The sequence below is a fragment of the Ruegeria sp. SCP11 genome (assembly GCF_040329455.1).
In the GTDB taxonomy this organism is placed as follows: domain Bacteria; phylum Pseudomonadota; class Alphaproteobacteria; order Rhodobacterales; family Rhodobacteraceae; genus Ruegeria; species Ruegeria atlantica_E.
The window spans coordinates 53,595-69,239 of the sequence record NZ_JBDZYG010000002.1; the positions used below are offsets into that span (position 1 = coordinate 53,595).

A 15,645-nucleotide genomic window follows, 5' to 3' on the forward strand; every position below is an offset into this window, starting at 1 on the left:
ACGCGTTGAGACAGGTATGAGAGGCCCCAATCAACGGAGCCTCTTATGAACAAGATCACCCCTCAACCCGGCATTATGGACATCGCGCTCTATCAGGGCGGCCAGTCGCATGTGGCCGGGGTCGAGCATGTGATCAAACTCAGCTCGAACGAAAACCCGTTCGGCCCCAGCCCCAAGGCGATTGAGGCGGTGCGCGACAGTGCCGAAACCTTGCATCGCTATCCCAGCACTGACCACGCCAGCTTGCGCGCGGCGATTGGGGGCCGCCACGGGTTGAGCCCTGAGCGGATCATTTGCGGCGTGGGCAGTGACGAAGTGCTGCAATTCATCGCTCAGGCCTATGCAGGGCCTGGTGATGAGGTCATCTATACCGAGCACGGGTTTTCAATGTACCCGATCATCGCCCGCATGGCTGGCGCGACGCCTGTGATGGTGCCCGAGCGGGACCGACACGTCGAAGTCGACAACATCCTTGCCGCGGTGACCGCGCAGACCCGGATCGTGTTTGTGACCAATCCGGGCAATCCGACCTCGACCATGATCCCCGAGGCGGAACTGGTGCGGCTGGCCGAGGCTCTGCCGCAGACGTGCCTGATGGTGATCGACGGGGCTTATGCCGAGTTCGTCGACGGATTCGACGGCGGTGCATCGCTGGTGGATCGGTTCGAGAACGTGATCATGACCCGGACGTTTTCCAAGGTATACGGTTTGGGCGGGATGCGGGTCGGCTGGGGCTATGCGGCGCAGTCGATCATCGATGTGTTGAATCGCGTGCGCCAACCGTTCAACCTGTCTCTGACCGCTTTGGCGGCAGCAGAGGCTGCAGTGAAAGATGTAGATTTCTTGTCTTTCTGTCAGGCTGAAAACGCCCGCCTACGGGTATGGCTGTCAGAAGAACTGGCCAAGATCGGCGTGCCGTCGGATGCGTCCTGCACCAATTTCATCCTCGCCCGCTTTGCCGATCAGGCCGAGGCCGAGGCCTGTGATGACTACCTGAAGACCCAGGGTTTGATTGTGCGCCGTGTGGCGGGCTACAACCTGCCAAACGCCCTGCGGATCACCGTGGGTGATGAAGAGGCCTGTCGCCGTGTCGTTGTGGCCATCACCGCGTTCAAAGGGGGTGCGACATGACCCAGATATACGACCGCGTCGCGCTGATTGGGCTGGGCCTGATCGCTTCGTCCATGTTCTGGGCCATTAAACGCTCGGGCCTTGCGGGTGAGGTCACAGGCTATGCCCGCTCCGAGGCGACCCGCGACACTGCCCGCCGGATTGGTCTGTGCGACCGCGTCTGTGACACCGCGAAAGAGGCAGTCGAGGGCGCTGACCTCGTCGTACTTTGTGTTCCCGTGGGCGCGATGGGGGCCGTGGCCGCAGATATCGCGTCGGCGTTGAAACCTAGGGCAACGGTCACCGATGTGGGTTCGGTTAAGCGGCATGTTATCCAAGCTGTGTCCCCGCATATTCCCGAAGGTGTGCATTTCATACCCGCGCACCCGCTGGCGGGGACCGAACATTCCGGTCCTGACTCAGGCTTTGCCGAGCTGTTTGACAACCGCTGGTGCCTGTTGGTCCCGGTCGAAGGCTCTGATCCGGATGCAATTGCCCGCCTGCGCGCGCTTTGGGAGGGCATGGGCTCGAACGTGGATGAGATGGATGCGGATCACCACGATTTGGTTCTGGCTGTCACTTCACATGCGCCGCACCTGATCGCTTACACGATGGTCGGGGTGGCAGACGACCTACGCCGGGTGACCGATAGCGAGGTTATCAAGTATTCCGCCGCCGGATTCCGGGACTTTACCCGCATTGCTGCCTCGGATCCGACCATGTGGCGCGACGTGTTCCTGACCAACAAAGACGCGACGCTGGAAATTCTGGGTCGCTTCACCGAAGAACTGTTCGCCCTGCAACGCGCCATCCGTACTGGTGATGGCGAGCATCTGTTTGACTACTTCACCCGTACGCGTGCGATCCGGCGTGGCATCATCGACGCGGGGCAGGATACGGACGCACCCGATTTCGGGCGGGGGAAAGCGAACCCATGAGGCACGGCTGGAGGGCACTGATGATTGGATGCGTGGCCTTTGGTGCCACTCTGTCCAATGCTGCCCCTCTGGAACAGTCACTGGTTCCTGTTGCGCGACCCTCAGCAGCGCCCATGTTGGCGTTCGTTGCGCCGGTGCCCAATGCAGAGATCCGGCCCGAGTTGCGCCCGGTATCGCCGCAAGTAATGGCATTCGCCGCACGTCCATCAGAGTTGCCGTTGCTGGGACCTGATACCTCTCTGATGCCCTACTTGCGGCCGAAAGCATTGGAGCAAGAGGCGCTGTTCAAGAAACGCAAGCTGCGCAAAGGTTCGGTCTGCGGAGATATCGACATACAGGGTAAACCTGTGGGCAACGTACCGGGTAGGATCAAGGCATGCGGGATCAAGGATGCAGTGCAGGTTACCTCGGTTTCAGGTGTGGTGCTCAGCCGTCCGTCGACGATGGATTGTGGCACCGCAATTGCGCTCAACAAATGGGTCGACAAGACGGTCAAGCCCACGTTCAAACGACGTGGCCCGGTGGTCGAGATGAAGGTCGCGGCCCACTATGCCTGCCGCACTCGCAATAACCAAAAGGGCGCACGTATTTCAGAGCACGGCAAAGGCCGGGCGATTGATATCTCGGGCTTTAAAATGGCGGATGGAGAGGTCGTGACAGTCCTGAACGGCTGGCGCAAGAATCCGTCAAAGCGTCAACTGACCAAGGTATGGCGTGGAGCGTGCGGCCCGTTCGGCACGGTGTTGGGGCCAAATGCGGATCGGTATCACCGGGATCATTTCCATCTGGACACGGCACGACACCGACGCGGGCCATACTGCCGTTAACGCAGGATCAGGCGTGGTGCGGGGCCAATAGGCAACGGGCCTAGCGCCACAAATCCATCGCGGAGATTGAGTTGCAGATCCAGTGCATTCGGATTGCCGCCCAGACCCGCCATAAAGTTCAGCGCCTTCGTCACAGTGTCTACGGCCTGATCAGGCAGAGCACCTGCGGCATTGGCCATGGCTATCATGTCCCGCCAGTTCTCGGCCCGGATCGCGATCTCGCCAGTAGGAATCCCTTGCGGATCAACGTCCAACTCTCCGGCTGCGAACAGGCGCAATGCGCCCCATTTCATCTCGGCCAGCCGCAGATCAATCTTTACCGGTTGGGGCCTGCTCTGTTCCAGGGCTGACCGATCCCAAGCCTTGTCGAAGGTGACCGTCATGTCCAGTTCCAGCGTCTCAAACGCCTGCGGCAGCGTAGTGGCCGAACGCATCAACTCTCGCAGATCGTCGCCGGGAGTGAAGCCGTCCGCCAGGGCGCTAATCACATATGCCTCGGAATTGTCCGTTTGTTCCATCACAAGAGCTAACGTGTCACCGCCTGCCAGAGCCTCGGTGTCGTCGGTGATCGCCCACGGTCCAGCGGTTAACGCCATCTTTTCCAGTTCCAACGCCACACCGGGCTGCAATTGCAACTCGGCTTGCAGGTCACTGGCTTCAATGGTGGCCGTCTGGTCGTAGTACGATAACCGCTGTGGGGTATCAGCAAAGCGCAAAACCTGCCGACCGGGCCAGATCGCGGGGCTTTGGAATTCGATCCAATCGGCGCTCCACGCGGTGCCATTCACTGGATCTGCCAATGCAGGATTGTTGAGCCGTGTCATGTGGTGCAGCGGATACCCAGCGGTTTCAACATCAGAAAACTCAGCCTGCCAGCCTCGGTCCTGCTGTGCGTCGAACCAAGCGGTGATCGCGTTGCGCAGCCCAAAGCCGGCGACGAACCAATAGGCGCTCCAGATCACAACTATTAAAATGACGACTCGTATCAGACCGCGCATGGCAGTTGGCCCTTTTTCCCACCTCGGATTTGATGTTTATAGGCCCAAACGGGCAAGGACCAGTGCTATGACGATGTGGGTTTTCGGATATGGATCGCTGCTATGGAATCCGGGCTTTCCGGTGGCCCGCAGCGAACACGGCACTTTGCATGGGTACGCCCGGTCCTTCTGCATGAGCTCAATCCACCACCGAGGTACCGAAGACCATCCCGGTCTGGTTTTGGCGTTGAATGAACAAACCGACGCGCATTGCAAGGGATTGGCTCTGGCGGTCGAGGCTGGTCACGAAGATCGCACCCTGCACGAATTGCGTGAGCGTGAACTGGTTTCGTCGGCCTATCTTGAAAAGATGCTGGATGTGCATCTCGACAGCGGCGAGGTGGTGAATGCAGTGACCTATGTAATCGACGCGGACCACGTGCAATATTGCGGGGGTATGCCGCTTGAAGAACAGGCCCAAATCATAGCGCATGCCGTTGGCGGTCGGGGGCCGAACACTGAATACCTCTACAACACCGCTGAACATCTGGCCGAGATCGACCTGCGCGATCCCGATCTTGAGTGGTTGGCGCAACGGGTTCGTGAGATCACCGCATAAACCCTTGGCTTCACCGGTGTATTTTCGCTAGATTCAGCGCAGAGCAGGCAAAAACCGGGAACCACGCGCATGGCGCAGGCACATCAGGGCGCGAGACCGCATTTCTCGCAACCCATTCGTCAGATCGTCACGATGCTGATTGCGATTGCTTTGGCGGGGCTGGGGGTCTTTATGGCGCTGCCCTACGTGTTGCCGGTTTTCTACGCCAACCCCTATCTGAACGGCTTTATCCTGTTGGTCTTCGTGATCGGCGTTTTCGCCTGTTTCTATCAGGTGACACAGCTGATCGGCTCAGTTCGCTGGATCGAAGCGTTCGTGGGCGGTGTCGTACGGGAAGATGCCCGAACACCGCAATTGCTGGCTCCATTGGCCTCGCTGCTACGAGAGCGGGGCGCGCGGTCGCAAATCAGTTCGACCTCGACACGGTCTATTCTGGATTCGGTCGCGGAACGGGTCGAGGAAGAACGCGAATTCACCCGCTATATCACCAACGTGCTGATTTATCTGGGCCTATTGGGTACGTTCTTCGGGTTGGCCACCACCGTTCCCGCCATTGTTGACACCATCCGCAGCCTCAACCCACAAGAGGGTGAAGAAGGTATGGCCGTGTTCAACCGCCTGATGGTCGGTTTGGAATCGCAACTGCAGGGTATGGGCGTGGCCTTTGGGTCATCGTTGCTGGGGTTGGCCGGATCACTGATCGTTGGCCTGCTGGAGCTATTTGCGGGCCACGGGCAAAACCGGTTTTACCGCGAGCTTGAAGAATGGTTGTCCTCGATTACCCGTGTAGGTTTTGCAGCAACTGAAGAAGGCGGGGCCGAACTGGCCGTTCTGACACCTGTTCTGGATGCTATGTCTGAACAGATGAATGCGCTGCAGGATCTTTTCTCCGCGCAAGAGGCTGATCGTGCGGCGGTGTCGTCCAGGTTGGGTCAATTGGCGGATTCGATCGGCGAGATGAATGCGCGGCAACAGAACAACGATGGCGTGACCGCTGCGTTGGAGAGGGTGGCGCTTGGACAGGATGCCTTGCTGGATCATATGCGCGAACAGGGCACCGGTGACGGGATCGACGCGGAAAGCCGAATGCGTTTGCGCTCGATGGACGTACAGTTGCTGCGAATCCTAGAAGAAATCTCAGCCGGTCGGCAGGAGAGTATGAGCGAGTTGCGCAAGGATATAGAATTGCTCGTCAAAGCCCTGACATTGCCCCGAGGCGCCGTGCGTACCGCTCCGGAAGGAGAGTAACTTATGGCCCTCTCCCGACGCACAGGTCAGCGTTTCCAGGGTTCGGTCTGGCCCGGGTTTGTGGATGCCATGACCGGGCTTTTGATGGTGCTGACCTTTGTTCTGACAATCTTCATGGTGGTGCAGTACGTTCTGCGCGAAACCATTTCCGGGCAAGAAGATGAACTGACCGCCCTCTCCGACGAAGTTGCAGCACTTGCCGGAGCACTGGGCCTGGAGGAGCGGGAAAACAGCCGGTTGCAGGCGCGGCTGGGGGTGTTGAACTCAACCCTGTCTCAGGTCGAAACAGAGTTGGTGCAGGCGCAGATCCAACTGACTGATTTTGAAGCTCAGGTCGCCGCTTTGCTGCTGGATCAGGAGCGCGCGCGCGGTGAAATTGCCGAACTGGCGAACCAGCGCGAAGAATTGCTTGGTGAGCAGGAGGCTTTGAACTTGGCCCTTGCACAGAGCCGGGCTGAAATAGATGAACAAACCGAGGCGGCCCGACTGGCAGCCGCCCAACGCGAAGCGCTGGAGGCCCTGGTCGCTGATCTGGAACAAAGCGATGCGGCGCAAACCACGCGAATTTCCGAGCTTGAGGATCAACTGAGCGCGGAAGAGGCTGCCAAGCTGGCCGAGGCTGCTGCGGCCGAGAACCTGCGCAACCGTTTGCAGAATGCTGACGCCGAGTTGACGGCCATGACACTTGCCTTGGAAGCACAGCGCAAGGAGGCGGAAGAAACATTAACCCTTCTGGCTGCGGCACAGGCCGCCAAAGCGGAACTGGAACGCCGGTTCGGTGACCTGAACCCCGAAGAGTTGAAGGCGCAGCTAGAGGCCGCTCTGGCCGGTCAGACCGAAGCTCAGGCCGAAGCATCGGAGCAACGGACGCTGGCGGAAGAACGCGCGGCCCTTCTGGCGTTGGCCCGCGACACCCTGTCAGATGAGCAGGCGATATCAGAAAAGGCACAGCGCGAAACTGCTTTGCTGAATCAGCAGATGGCCGCGCTGCGGGAGCAATTAGGTGGGTTGCAGGCCTTGTTGGATGACTACGAAGAACGCAATGCCGCCGCTGATATCCGCATCCAGACTTTGGGGCAGGACCTTAATGCTGCTTTGGCCCGTGCGGCCTCGGAAGAACGCCGTCGCCGCCTGCTGGAAGAGGCCGAGCGCGTGCGTCTTGAAGCTGAGGCTGAAGAATTGCTGGCTCAGGCCGAAGATTTGGAACGTTATAGGTCTGAATTCTTTGGCCGCCTGCGTGATGTGCTGGGCAATGAGGAAGGTGTTCGGATTGAAGGCGACCGTTTCGTGTTCTCGTCGGAAGTTTTGTTCGACACAGGATCAGCCGTATTGTCGCCGGACGGCCAGCAAGAGGTCGCCAAAGTGGCGAACATCCTTCGTGGTGTGGCTGCGGAAATTCCCGAGGGCCTGAATTGGGTAATCCGGGTCGATGGCCACACAGACAACGTACCCCTTGCCGGAAGTGGCCGATATCGCGACAACTGGGAACTCAGCCAAGGGCGCGCCTTGTCGGTCGTACGATACATGGTCGAAGCGCTGGGTATCCCGCCGAGCCGGCTGGCTGCCAATGGGTTTGGTGAGTTCCAGCCCGTCAATCCGGCGGACACCCCCGAAGCCCGCGCGCAAAACCGTCGGATCGAATTGAAGTTGACCGAGCGGTAATCACCTCGGCCGATCTCTGTTTTTTGAGAAAATGCTGTGTTGCTGGTGGATTACCGTCCAGCAAACGGTGAAATGGGGGTGTAGTCTCTCTATATGTAGTCTCTCTATATGTTGCCATAGGTTGTTCGGGGTAATGTGTGAAAGACCATCAAGCGGAGATAAACAAATTGGCGGATGAGGTGCTGCATGCGCCGTATCAGCGTGTGACCCTATGCCAAACGCGGCGAGGGCGCAGGTTTTGGCTGAAGCGTGTTGAGCGTTTCGCGCCACACCTCTGGTTGGTGAAGGGAAAGCCCGAACAGGCATTCGATCGTGATCGGCGAGCCCATCGCTTCCTTTGGAGCTACGGTATGCCTGTCCCCCGGATCGTTGCCGATGGCGCGGGTTTTATTGCCCTCGAGGATGCCGGGGCCAGCCTGACCAAGTTCTGTGACAACACGTCCATCAGTCAGGTAGAAAAGCTCCGGGCGTGCCGCGCTGCGGGACGTGCGCTGGCGCGTCTGCACGCGGCGGGCCTGGCCCACGGTCGCCCGGCCTTTCGGGACATGTGCTGGGACGGGCGTCAGATTCGGTTCATCGACTTCGAGTATTTCGTGCCCGCCAAGGCCGGGTGGCTTCGCAAGGTTCGCGATGTCGGTATCGCGATCCTGTCTGCTTTGTCACAGGGTAGCAGTGGGCCGCGCTATGCCCATTGCGTCCTGTCCGCCTATAGCACGGCACAAGGCGGCGCACCCCGGGCTCTGTCAGAGCCATGTCCGGTCCAAAACGGCCATCCCCGCATTTTGAAGTTCTACCAACTCAAAGGCCAAAAACTTCCCTAAGTCGGTCGGCTGTGTCTCTGGCCTGAAGACATAAAAAAAACCCGCCATGGTTGGCGGGTTTTCTATTTGACGTGTCAGGCGATCAATCCGCCGTCAGCAGCGGGGGCTTGTCGCCCGGAATGCGCGGCTGATCGGGGCCGAAGATTTCCAGGTTCAGTTCGCCTTTCTTGACCGAGACACGGACCACTCCGCCCTTGGCCAACTTGCCGAACAGCAGTTCCTCGGCCAGAGGCTTCTTGATGTGCTCCTGAATGACGCGACCCAGCGGGCGCGCACCCATCTTGTCGTCATAGCCCTTGTCTGCCAGCCACTCGGCGGCCTTAGGCGTCAGGTCAATGGTTACATTTCGATCCAGCAACTGAGCTTCAAGCTGCAGCACGAACTTCTCGACCACTTGCAGGATGACGTCTTTCGGCAGCGGCGCAAACGAGATCACGGCGTCCAGACGGTTGCGGAATTCCGGCGTGAACATGCGTTCGATCGCGGCGGTGTCTTCGCCTTCGCGACGGTCACGGGCAAAGCCGATGGCGGCCTTGGCCTGTTCCTGCGCGCCCGCGTTCGAGGTCATGATCAGTACCACGTTGCGGAAATTCACCGTGCGGCCGTTGTGGTCAGTCAGTTCCCCGTGGTCCATCACCTGCAGTAGGATATTGAATACGTCAGGATGTGCTTTTTCGATCTCGTCCAGCAGCAGCACGCAATGCGGATGCTGATCAACGCCGTCGGTCAGCAGGCCGCCCTGATCGAAGCCGACATAGCCCGGAGGGGCGCCGATCAGACGTGAAACCGCGTGTTTCTCCATGTACTCGGACATGTCAAAGCGCAGCAGTTCCACACCCAGCGTATCGGCAAGCTGTTTCGCCACTTCGGTCTTACCCACACCGGTCGGACCAGCGAACAGGTAGTTGCCGATGGGTTTCTCTGGTTCCCGCAGACCGGCGCGGGCCAGTTTGATCGCGCTGGACAGTGCCTCGATGGCTTCGTCCTGACCAAACACCACCCGTTTCAGCGAGGCTTCGAGGTCTTTCAGGACCTCAGCATCGTCCTTGGTGACGTTCTTGGGCGGGATGCGCGCGATCTTGGCGACGACCGCTTCGATCTCTTTTACACCGATGGTCTTGCGGCGTTTACTTTCCGCGACCAGATGCTGTGCGGCACCGGCCTCATCAATCACGTCGATGGCCTTGTCCGGCAGTTTGCGGTCGTTGATATAGCGCGCCGATAGTTCCACGGCGGTCTTGATCGCATCTGCGGTGTATTTGATCTCGTGATGTTTTTCGAAATAGGGCTTCAGACCGCGCAGGATTTTTACGCTGTCCTCGACCGAAGGTTCGTTCACGTCGATCTTCTGGAACCGGCGCGAAAGCGCGCGGTCTTTTTCGAAATGCTGACGGAACTCCTTGTAGGTGGTCGAGCCCATGGTGCGCAGCTTGCCGCCTTGCAGAGCAGGCTTCAGCAAGTTCGACGCATCCATCGCGCCGCCCGAAGTGGCACCGGCACCGATTACGGTGTGAATCTCGTCGATGAACAACACCGCGTCGGGGTGATCTTCCAACTCTGTCACGACTGCCTTTAGCCGTTCCTCGAAATCACCGCGGTAACGCGTGCCTGCAAGCAGTGCCCCCATGTCCAGCGAATAAATCGTGGTCTCGGACAGCACATCGGGAGCTTCGCCGCCCACGATCTTATGGGCCAGCCCCTCGGCAATTGCGGTTTTGCCCACACCCGGATCTCCCACCAGCAGCGGGTTGTTCTTGCGGCGGCGGCAGAGAACCTGAATGCAGCGCTCAACCTCGTCGGCGCGACCGATCAGCGGATCAACGTCGCCTGCACGCGATTTTGCGTTCAAATCAATGCAGTACTTACCCAGAGCACTTTCTTTCTGCTCGCCTTCGCCGGCGTTGGACTGAACCTCTTCCTCGACCTGATCGGCACCTGATACCGAGCGGTTCTCGCCGTAAGCCGGGTCTTTCGCCACACCATGCGCGATGAAGTTCACCGCGTCGTAACGGGTCATGTCCTGTTCTTGCAGGAAGTATGCCGCGTTGCTTTCTCGTTCGGCAAAAATAGCGACCAATACGTTGGCGCCTGTAACCTCGGTCCGACCCGAGCTTTGGACGTGGATCGCGGCACGCTGGATGACACGTTGGAAGGCAGCCGTGGGAACAGCCTCGGACCCGTCTATGTCTGTTACCAGGTTCGACAAATCCTCGTCGATGAATTCGACCAGAGTGCTGCGCAGTTCATCAAGATCGACGCTGCAGGCTTTCATGACGCGGATGGCATCAGGTTCCTCAAGCAGCGCCAGCAGCAGATGCTCCAGCGTTGCGAATTCGTGTCGCCGTTCATTCGCAGCCGCCAAGGCCGCGTGAATGGCTTGTTCTAATGTGCTCGAGAATGAAGGCACGCGGGTGCTCCTCTGTCTTGGGTCGAAAGGGGGCGGCTATGGCCCCAATCCAACCATGTCCTCATACTATTAGAGTTTGGTTGATCGTGGCTCGGCTTCAAGGGTTTTCTTTCACTTGACAGTCACATTTAACGTGACCGTTGCTGTGAAGAGAGCCAAATAGGCACTAAAACCGGTCTTTTCTAGCCCTGATTTCTGCAAAAACCGCAGCAGGGTCGGCGTTTTCCATTCCAAGGATAGCATGAATCGAAGGGTCGGTGGCGCGCAAAAACGGGTTCGTGGCTTTTTCCAGCGCCAGAGTCGACGGGACCGTGGGCCGCCCGGCGGCGCGGGCAGCTTCGATATCCGCCATGCGTTGCCGCAGTGCGGCGTTGTCCGGGTCGACGGTAATGGCAAATTGCGCGTTGGCCTGGGTGTATTCGTGGCCGGAGCAAACCAGAGTGTCGTCGGGCAGGGCGGCCAGTTTGCAGAGAGAGGCCCACATCTGCGGTGCAGTTCCTTCAAACAAGCGACCACAACCCAGCGCCATCAGACTGTCGGCCGTGAACACAGCGCGGCTTTCCGGCATATAGTACGCGACATGCCCTACCGTGTGGCCTGATACGTCCAATACTTGTACCGGCTCGCCGCCAATTTCGAACACATCACCTTCTGACACCTGCTGATCCAGCGGGGGCAAGCGGTGAGCGTCCGCGGCTGCGCCAATGACCTTGGCCGGATGTTTCTCCAAAATTGCGGCCAGACCGTCCACATGGTCCCAGTGATGGTGGGTTAGCAATACGTGGCTTAGAGTCCAGTTGCGCGCATCCAATTCGGCCAAAATCGGTCCGGATTCTGGCGCGTCGATCAGTGCGGTCTGGCCACTGGCCGCGTCATGGGCCAGAAAAGCGTAGTTATCGCTGAGACATGGGACGGTTACGATCTCAAGAGGCATGGCCTTTTGCCCTTTCGTTGCTAGACTGCGCTCAGCTAAGCCAATTGACCGGGTGTCCGCAATGCATCTTGATGTGCAGGATCTGAGGAATTTTTACTACCGCAGCACTCTGGGTCGCGCGGCACAAGCAGCCATTCGGGGCCGGATGACGCATTTGTGGCCCGAAGCCAAAGGTCAGACAGTCGCGGGGTTCGGCTTTGCGGTGCCCCTGCTGCGTCCCTATCTGGCGGACGCGCGGCGGGTAATCGGCCTTATGCCGGGTCCGCAAGGGGTGATGCCTTGGCCTGCGGGAATGCCCAATGTGTCAGTCCTAACAGAAGAGACGCTCTGGCCGGTCGAAACCGGTCACGTAGACAAGCTGGTGGTGATGCACGGGTTGGAGACCTCAAGCCGCCCCAGCGAATTGCTGGACGAGTGCTGGCGGGTTCTTGGCCCCGGCGGGCGGGCCTTGTTTGTGGTTCCGAACCGGGCCGGACTGTGGTCACGGACGGATCGGACTCCGTTCGGGTTTGGTCGCCCCTATTCTGCATCGCAGCTTGAAAGCCAACTCAGAGCCCATCATTTTATTCCTGAAAGCCACTGTTCCGCCCTCTATATGCCGCCGTCATTTCGCAGGTTCTGGTTGAAGTCGGGAAGCCTGATCGAGAAAACCGGGCAGCGCCTACCGACGGTCATGGCCGGAGGCGTTTTGATGGTCGAAGTCACCAAGCACATCCGGCCACCCAGCGGCAGCGTCACCAAGGAAGCTGAGCGTCGTCCGATCAAGGCGCTGGATGGGTTGTTGAAGCCCGCGTAGGGAACAGTTGCGTTTTGAGACGCGGAAAACCGCAAAAAATGCGGGAAAAAGGTCACAGGAATCGCAAAAACCTACACTTTCGTAACATTTTTCCCGTGTCCCAACCGGATAAAAGGGTCGCACCCCGGTTAAGTATTTGAAAAATATAGCTTTGTGGATAAAGTGCTTGCCGTGATAATATATTGCTAGGTTGGTTCGGCTCTGCTACATCCCCGGTGATTTTGATCCCCGCCCTAAAAGGACGGGGTTTCCTCACGCCCCAAGGTAGCGGCCGCTACTCAAAATCGGGGCCTCAAATATCGGAAGGGTGGACGTGTCCGAACCAGCTTCGATTTCCACTGGCATCGCCGAGCGCTATGCCACGGCAATCTTCGAGATTGCAAAAGAGAACAATGACCTTGCAGGTCTGGAATCCGGCATCAACGATTTGGCAACTGCTCTGGGCGAAAGCGCCGAGCTGCGCGATCTGATCGCATCCCCGCTGGTTTCACGTGCCGAGCAGGAAGGTGCGATTACCGCGGTTGCTGACAAGATGGGTCTGCACGCCATCTTGCGCAACACGTTGGGTCTGATGGCACAAAAACGCCGCCTGTTCGTGGTGCCGCAACTGGTGCAGGTTCTGCGCGACATGCTGGCTGAAGAGCGCGGTGAAGTGACCGCAGATGTCGCCTCGGCCAAGGCGCTGACCAAGACACAACTGGATAAACTGTCCAAGACGCTGTCCGAGCGTGTGGGCAAGACCGTGACTATCAATGCGACCGTGGATGAAAGCCTCATCGGCGGTCTTGTCGTTAAAGTGGGCTCGAAAATGATCGATAGCTCGATCCGTTCGAAGCTCAACTCCCTACAGAATGCAATGAAAGAGGTCGGATAAATGGGAATCCAAGCTGCAGAGATTTCTGCAATCCTGAAGGACCAGATCAAGAATTTTGGTCAGGAAGCCGAAGTGGCCGAGATCGGCCGCGTGCTGAGCGTCGGTGACGGGATTGCCCGTGTATACGGCCTGGACAACGTGCAAGCCGGTGAGATGGTCGAATTCCCCGGTGGCATCATGGGCATGGCGCTGAACCTGGAAAGCGACAACGTGGGTGTCGTTATCTTCGGTTCTGACCGTGACATCAAAGAAGGTGACACCGTTAAGCGCACCAACTCGATCGTGGACGTTCCGATCGGTGATGAACTGCTGGGCCGCGTTGTTGACGGTCTGGGCAACCCGCTGGACGGCAAAGGTCCGATCAACGCAACCAAGCGTGGTGTTGCAGACGTCAAAGCCCCGGGCATCATCCCGCGTAAATCGGTGCACGAGCCGATGGCAACCGGCCTGAAATCGGTTGACGCAATGATCCCGATCGGCCGTGGCCAGCGTGAGCTGATCATTGGTGACCGTCAGACCGGTAAAACCGCCGTTGCTCTGGACGCGATCCTGAACCAGAAAACCTACAACGACGCAGCAGGCGACGACGAGTCGAAGAAGCTGTACTGCGTTTACGTTGCGATCGGTCAAAAGCGTTCGACCGTTGCGCAGCTGGTAAAGAAACTGGAAGAGTCCGGCGCGATTGAATACTCGATCGTTGTTGCCGCAACCGCGTCCGACCCGGCACCGATGCAGTTCCTGGCGCCCTACGCCGCAACCGCGATGGCTGAATACTTCCGTGACAACGGCCGCCACGCGCTGATCATCTATGATGACCTGTCGAAACAGGCCGTTTCCTATCGTCAGATGTCCCTGCTGCTGCGCCGCCCGCCCGGACGTGAAGCGTACCCGGGTGACGTTTTCTACCTCCACTCCCGCCTGCTGGAACGTTCGGCGAAGCTGAACGAAGACTTCGGTGCGGGCTCGCTGACCGCTCTGCCGGTTATCGAAACTCAGGGTGGTGACGTTTCGGCGTTTATTCCGACCAACGTGATCTCGATCACCGACGGTCAGATCTTCCTGGAAACCGAGCTGTTCTACCAGGGCATCCGTCCTGCTGTGAACACCGGCCTGTCGGTTTCGCGTGTGGGCTCCTCGGCTCAGACCAACTCGATGAAGTCGGTTGCCGGTCCGGTTAAGCTGGAACTGGCTCAGTACCGCGAAATGGCTGCGTTTGCGCAGTTTGGTTCCGACCTTGACGCTGCGACCCAGCAGCTGCTGAACCGTGGTGCGCGTCTGACCGAGCTGATGAAGCAGCCGCAGTACTCGCCGCTGACCAACGCTGAAATCGTCTGCGTCATCTTCGCCGGTACCAACGGTTACCTCGACAAGATCGACGTGTCCGATGTTGGCCGTTACGAAGCTGGCCTGCTGGCGCACCTGCGTGGCAAGCACGCGGATCTGCTTCAGTGGATCACGGACGAAGATCCCAAGATCAAGGGTGACGCTTCCGACAAGATCAAGGCTGCGCTGGACGAATACGCCGCAACCTTCGCTTAAGGGAGAGGCGGGCATATGCCAAATCTTAAGGACCTTAAAAACAGGATCGAGTCGGTCAAATCGACCCGCAAGATCACCAAGGCCATGCAGATGGTCGCGGCAGCAAAACTGCGCCGCGCCCAGGAATCTGCCGAAGCCTCGCGCCCCTATGCCGAGCAGTTCAATGCTGTGATGGCGGGGCTGGCGGCGTCGGTCGGGGGCAGCGACAGCGCCCCCAAGCTGCTCCGTGGTACGGGCAGCGATGATGTCCATCTGCTGGTTGTCATGACAGCTGAACGCGGCCTGTGCGGCGGCTTCAACTCGAACATCGCCAAGCTGGCCCGCCAAAAGGCGGAAGAGCTGCGCGGCAAGGGCAAAACGGTCAAGGTTCTGACCGTCGGCAAGAAAGGCCGCGACGCGCTCAAGCGTGATTTTGGCGATCTGTTCGTTGGACATATCGACCTGAGCGAGGTCAAGCGTCTGGGCTATTCCAACGCGCAGGACATCGCCAGGGACATCCTGTCCCGCTTTGACGGGGGTGAGTTCGATGTTGCCACGATCTTCTACTCGAAGTTCGTCAACGTCGTGACCCAGATCCCGACGGCACAGCAGGTCATCCCCGCCTCGTTCGAGGACACCGAGGGTGACGACAGCGGTGCCATCTTCGACTACGAGCCCAGCGAAGAGGCCATTCTGGCCGACCTGCTGCCCAAGGGGGTTGCGACCGCGATCTTCTCGGCTCTGCTCGAAAACGGAGCGTCTGAACAGGGTGCACGGATGTCCGCAATGGACAACGCGACACGCAACGCGGGTGAGATGATCGACAAGCTGACGATCCAGTTCAACCGCTCGCGTCAGGCCGTGATCACCAACGAGCTGATTGAAATTATTTCCGGCGCCGAAGCGCTGTAAGA

At 58.9% G+C, this 15,645-nt stretch carries 14 protein-coding genes; 11 read left to right on the forward strand and 3 right to left on the reverse strand.

Going from position 1 to position 15,645, the window contains the following annotated elements; genetic code table 11:
* Positions 1-45 precede the first annotated feature (45 nt).
* From hisC to ABLN94_RS03315, 3 genes are read left to right on the forward strand one after another with little or no spacing between them, the layout of a single operon-like run.
* Positions 46-1,131, forward strand: a complete 1,086-nt coding sequence (gene hisC / locus ABLN94_RS03305) for a histidinol-phosphate transaminase (protein ID WP_352989123.1) — start codon at positions 46-48, stop codon at positions 1,129-1,131.
* Positions 1,128-2,048 carry a prephenate/arogenate dehydrogenase family protein gene (locus tag ABLN94_RS03310; RefSeq protein ID WP_352989125.1) on the forward strand — a complete coding sequence of 307 codons (921 nt, stop codon included), beginning with the start codon at positions 1,128-1,130 and terminating at the stop codon, positions 2,046-2,048. Before hisC ends, ABLN94_RS03310 begins: the two co-directional genes overlap by 4 nt.
* Positions 2,049-2,068: 20 nt before the next feature.
* The gene (locus tag ABLN94_RS03315) at positions 2,069-2,875 is read left to right on the forward strand and encodes an extensin family protein (protein WP_352989128.1); all 807 of its coding nucleotides are present in this window, start codon (positions 2,069-2,071) and stop codon (positions 2,873-2,875) included.
* Here ABLN94_RS03315 and ABLN94_RS03320 read toward each other — a convergent pair.
* Positions 2,872-3,873: a DUF2125 domain-containing protein gene (locus ABLN94_RS03320; RefSeq protein ID WP_352989131.1), complete on the reverse strand. Its 1,002-nt coding sequence runs from the start codon at positions 3,871-3,873 to the stop codon at positions 2,872-2,874. The genes ABLN94_RS03315 and ABLN94_RS03320 overlap by 4 nt on opposite strands.
* Positions 3,874-3,940: 67 nt before the next feature.
* Between ABLN94_RS03320 and ABLN94_RS03325 the strand changes: the two genes are divergently transcribed.
* The 4 genes from ABLN94_RS03325 to ABLN94_RS03340 all read left to right on the forward strand — a co-directional run bounded on the left by ABLN94_RS03325 (position 3,941) and on the right by ABLN94_RS03340 (position 8,202).
* The gene (locus ABLN94_RS03325) at positions 3,941-4,471 is read left to right on the forward strand and encodes a gamma-glutamylcyclotransferase (RefSeq protein ID WP_352989134.1); all 531 of its coding nucleotides are present in this window, start codon (positions 3,941-3,943) and stop codon (positions 4,469-4,471) included.
* A gap of 69 nt (positions 4,472-4,540) precedes the next feature.
* On the forward strand, positions 4,541-5,719 hold the full coding sequence (locus ABLN94_RS03330) for a biopolymer transporter ExbB (RefSeq protein ID WP_170495915.1): 1,179 nt from the start codon (positions 4,541-4,543) through the stop codon (positions 5,717-5,719).
* Positions 5,720-5,722: 3 nt separating this feature from the next.
* Positions 5,723-7,381, forward strand: a complete 1,659-nt coding sequence (locus ABLN94_RS03335) for a peptidoglycan -binding protein (protein WP_352989137.1) — start codon at positions 5,723-5,725, stop codon at positions 7,379-7,381.
* A 137-nt stretch (positions 7,382-7,518) separates the two neighbouring features.
* Positions 7,519-8,202, forward strand: a complete 684-nt coding sequence (locus tag ABLN94_RS03340) for a phosphotransferase (protein ID WP_352989140.1) — start codon at positions 7,519-7,521, stop codon at positions 8,200-8,202.
* 82 nt (positions 8,203-8,284) lie between these two features.
* On the opposite strand, the gene clpA is transcribed toward ABLN94_RS03340, so the two are convergent.
* Together clpA and gloB are read right to left on the reverse strand one after the other, a co-directional pair.
* Complete coding sequence (clpA, locus tag ABLN94_RS03345; RefSeq protein ID WP_352989143.1) at positions 8,285-10,609, reverse strand: ATP-dependent Clp protease ATP-binding subunit ClpA; 2,325 nt, start codon at positions 10,607-10,609, stop codon at positions 8,285-8,287.
* Positions 10,610-10,775: 166 nt separating this feature from the next.
* Complete coding sequence (gene gloB, locus ABLN94_RS03350) at positions 10,776-11,543, reverse strand: hydroxyacylglutathione hydrolase (protein ID WP_352989146.1); 768 nt, start codon at positions 11,541-11,543, stop codon at positions 10,776-10,778.
* Between the two features lie 61 nt (positions 11,544-11,604).
* Here gloB and ABLN94_RS03355 point away from each other — a divergent pair, with 61 nt between their 5' ends.
* The 4 genes from ABLN94_RS03355 to ABLN94_RS03370 all read left to right on the forward strand — a co-directional run bounded on the left by ABLN94_RS03355 (position 11,605) and on the right by ABLN94_RS03370 (position 15,643).
* Positions 11,605-12,339: a class I SAM-dependent methyltransferase gene (locus tag ABLN94_RS03355; protein WP_352989148.1), complete on the forward strand. Its 735-nt coding sequence runs from the start codon at positions 11,605-11,607 to the stop codon at positions 12,337-12,339.
* A gap of 313 nt (positions 12,340-12,652) precedes the next feature.
* Complete coding sequence (locus ABLN94_RS03360) at positions 12,653-13,213, forward strand: F0F1 ATP synthase subunit delta (RefSeq protein ID WP_352989151.1); 561 nt, start codon at positions 12,653-12,655, stop codon at positions 13,211-13,213.
* Positions 13,214-14,752: a F0F1 ATP synthase subunit alpha gene (gene atpA / locus ABLN94_RS03365; protein ID WP_152459013.1), complete on the forward strand. Its 1,539-nt coding sequence runs from the start codon at positions 13,214-13,216 to the stop codon at positions 14,750-14,752.
* A 15-nt stretch (positions 14,753-14,767) separates the two neighbouring features.
* Positions 14,768-15,643 (forward strand): F0F1 ATP synthase subunit gamma, encoded by an 876-nt coding sequence (locus ABLN94_RS03370; RefSeq protein ID WP_352989154.1) that lies wholly within the window; start codon positions 14,768-14,770, stop codon positions 15,641-15,643.
* The last annotated feature ends 2 nt before the right edge of the window (positions 15,644-15,645 follow it).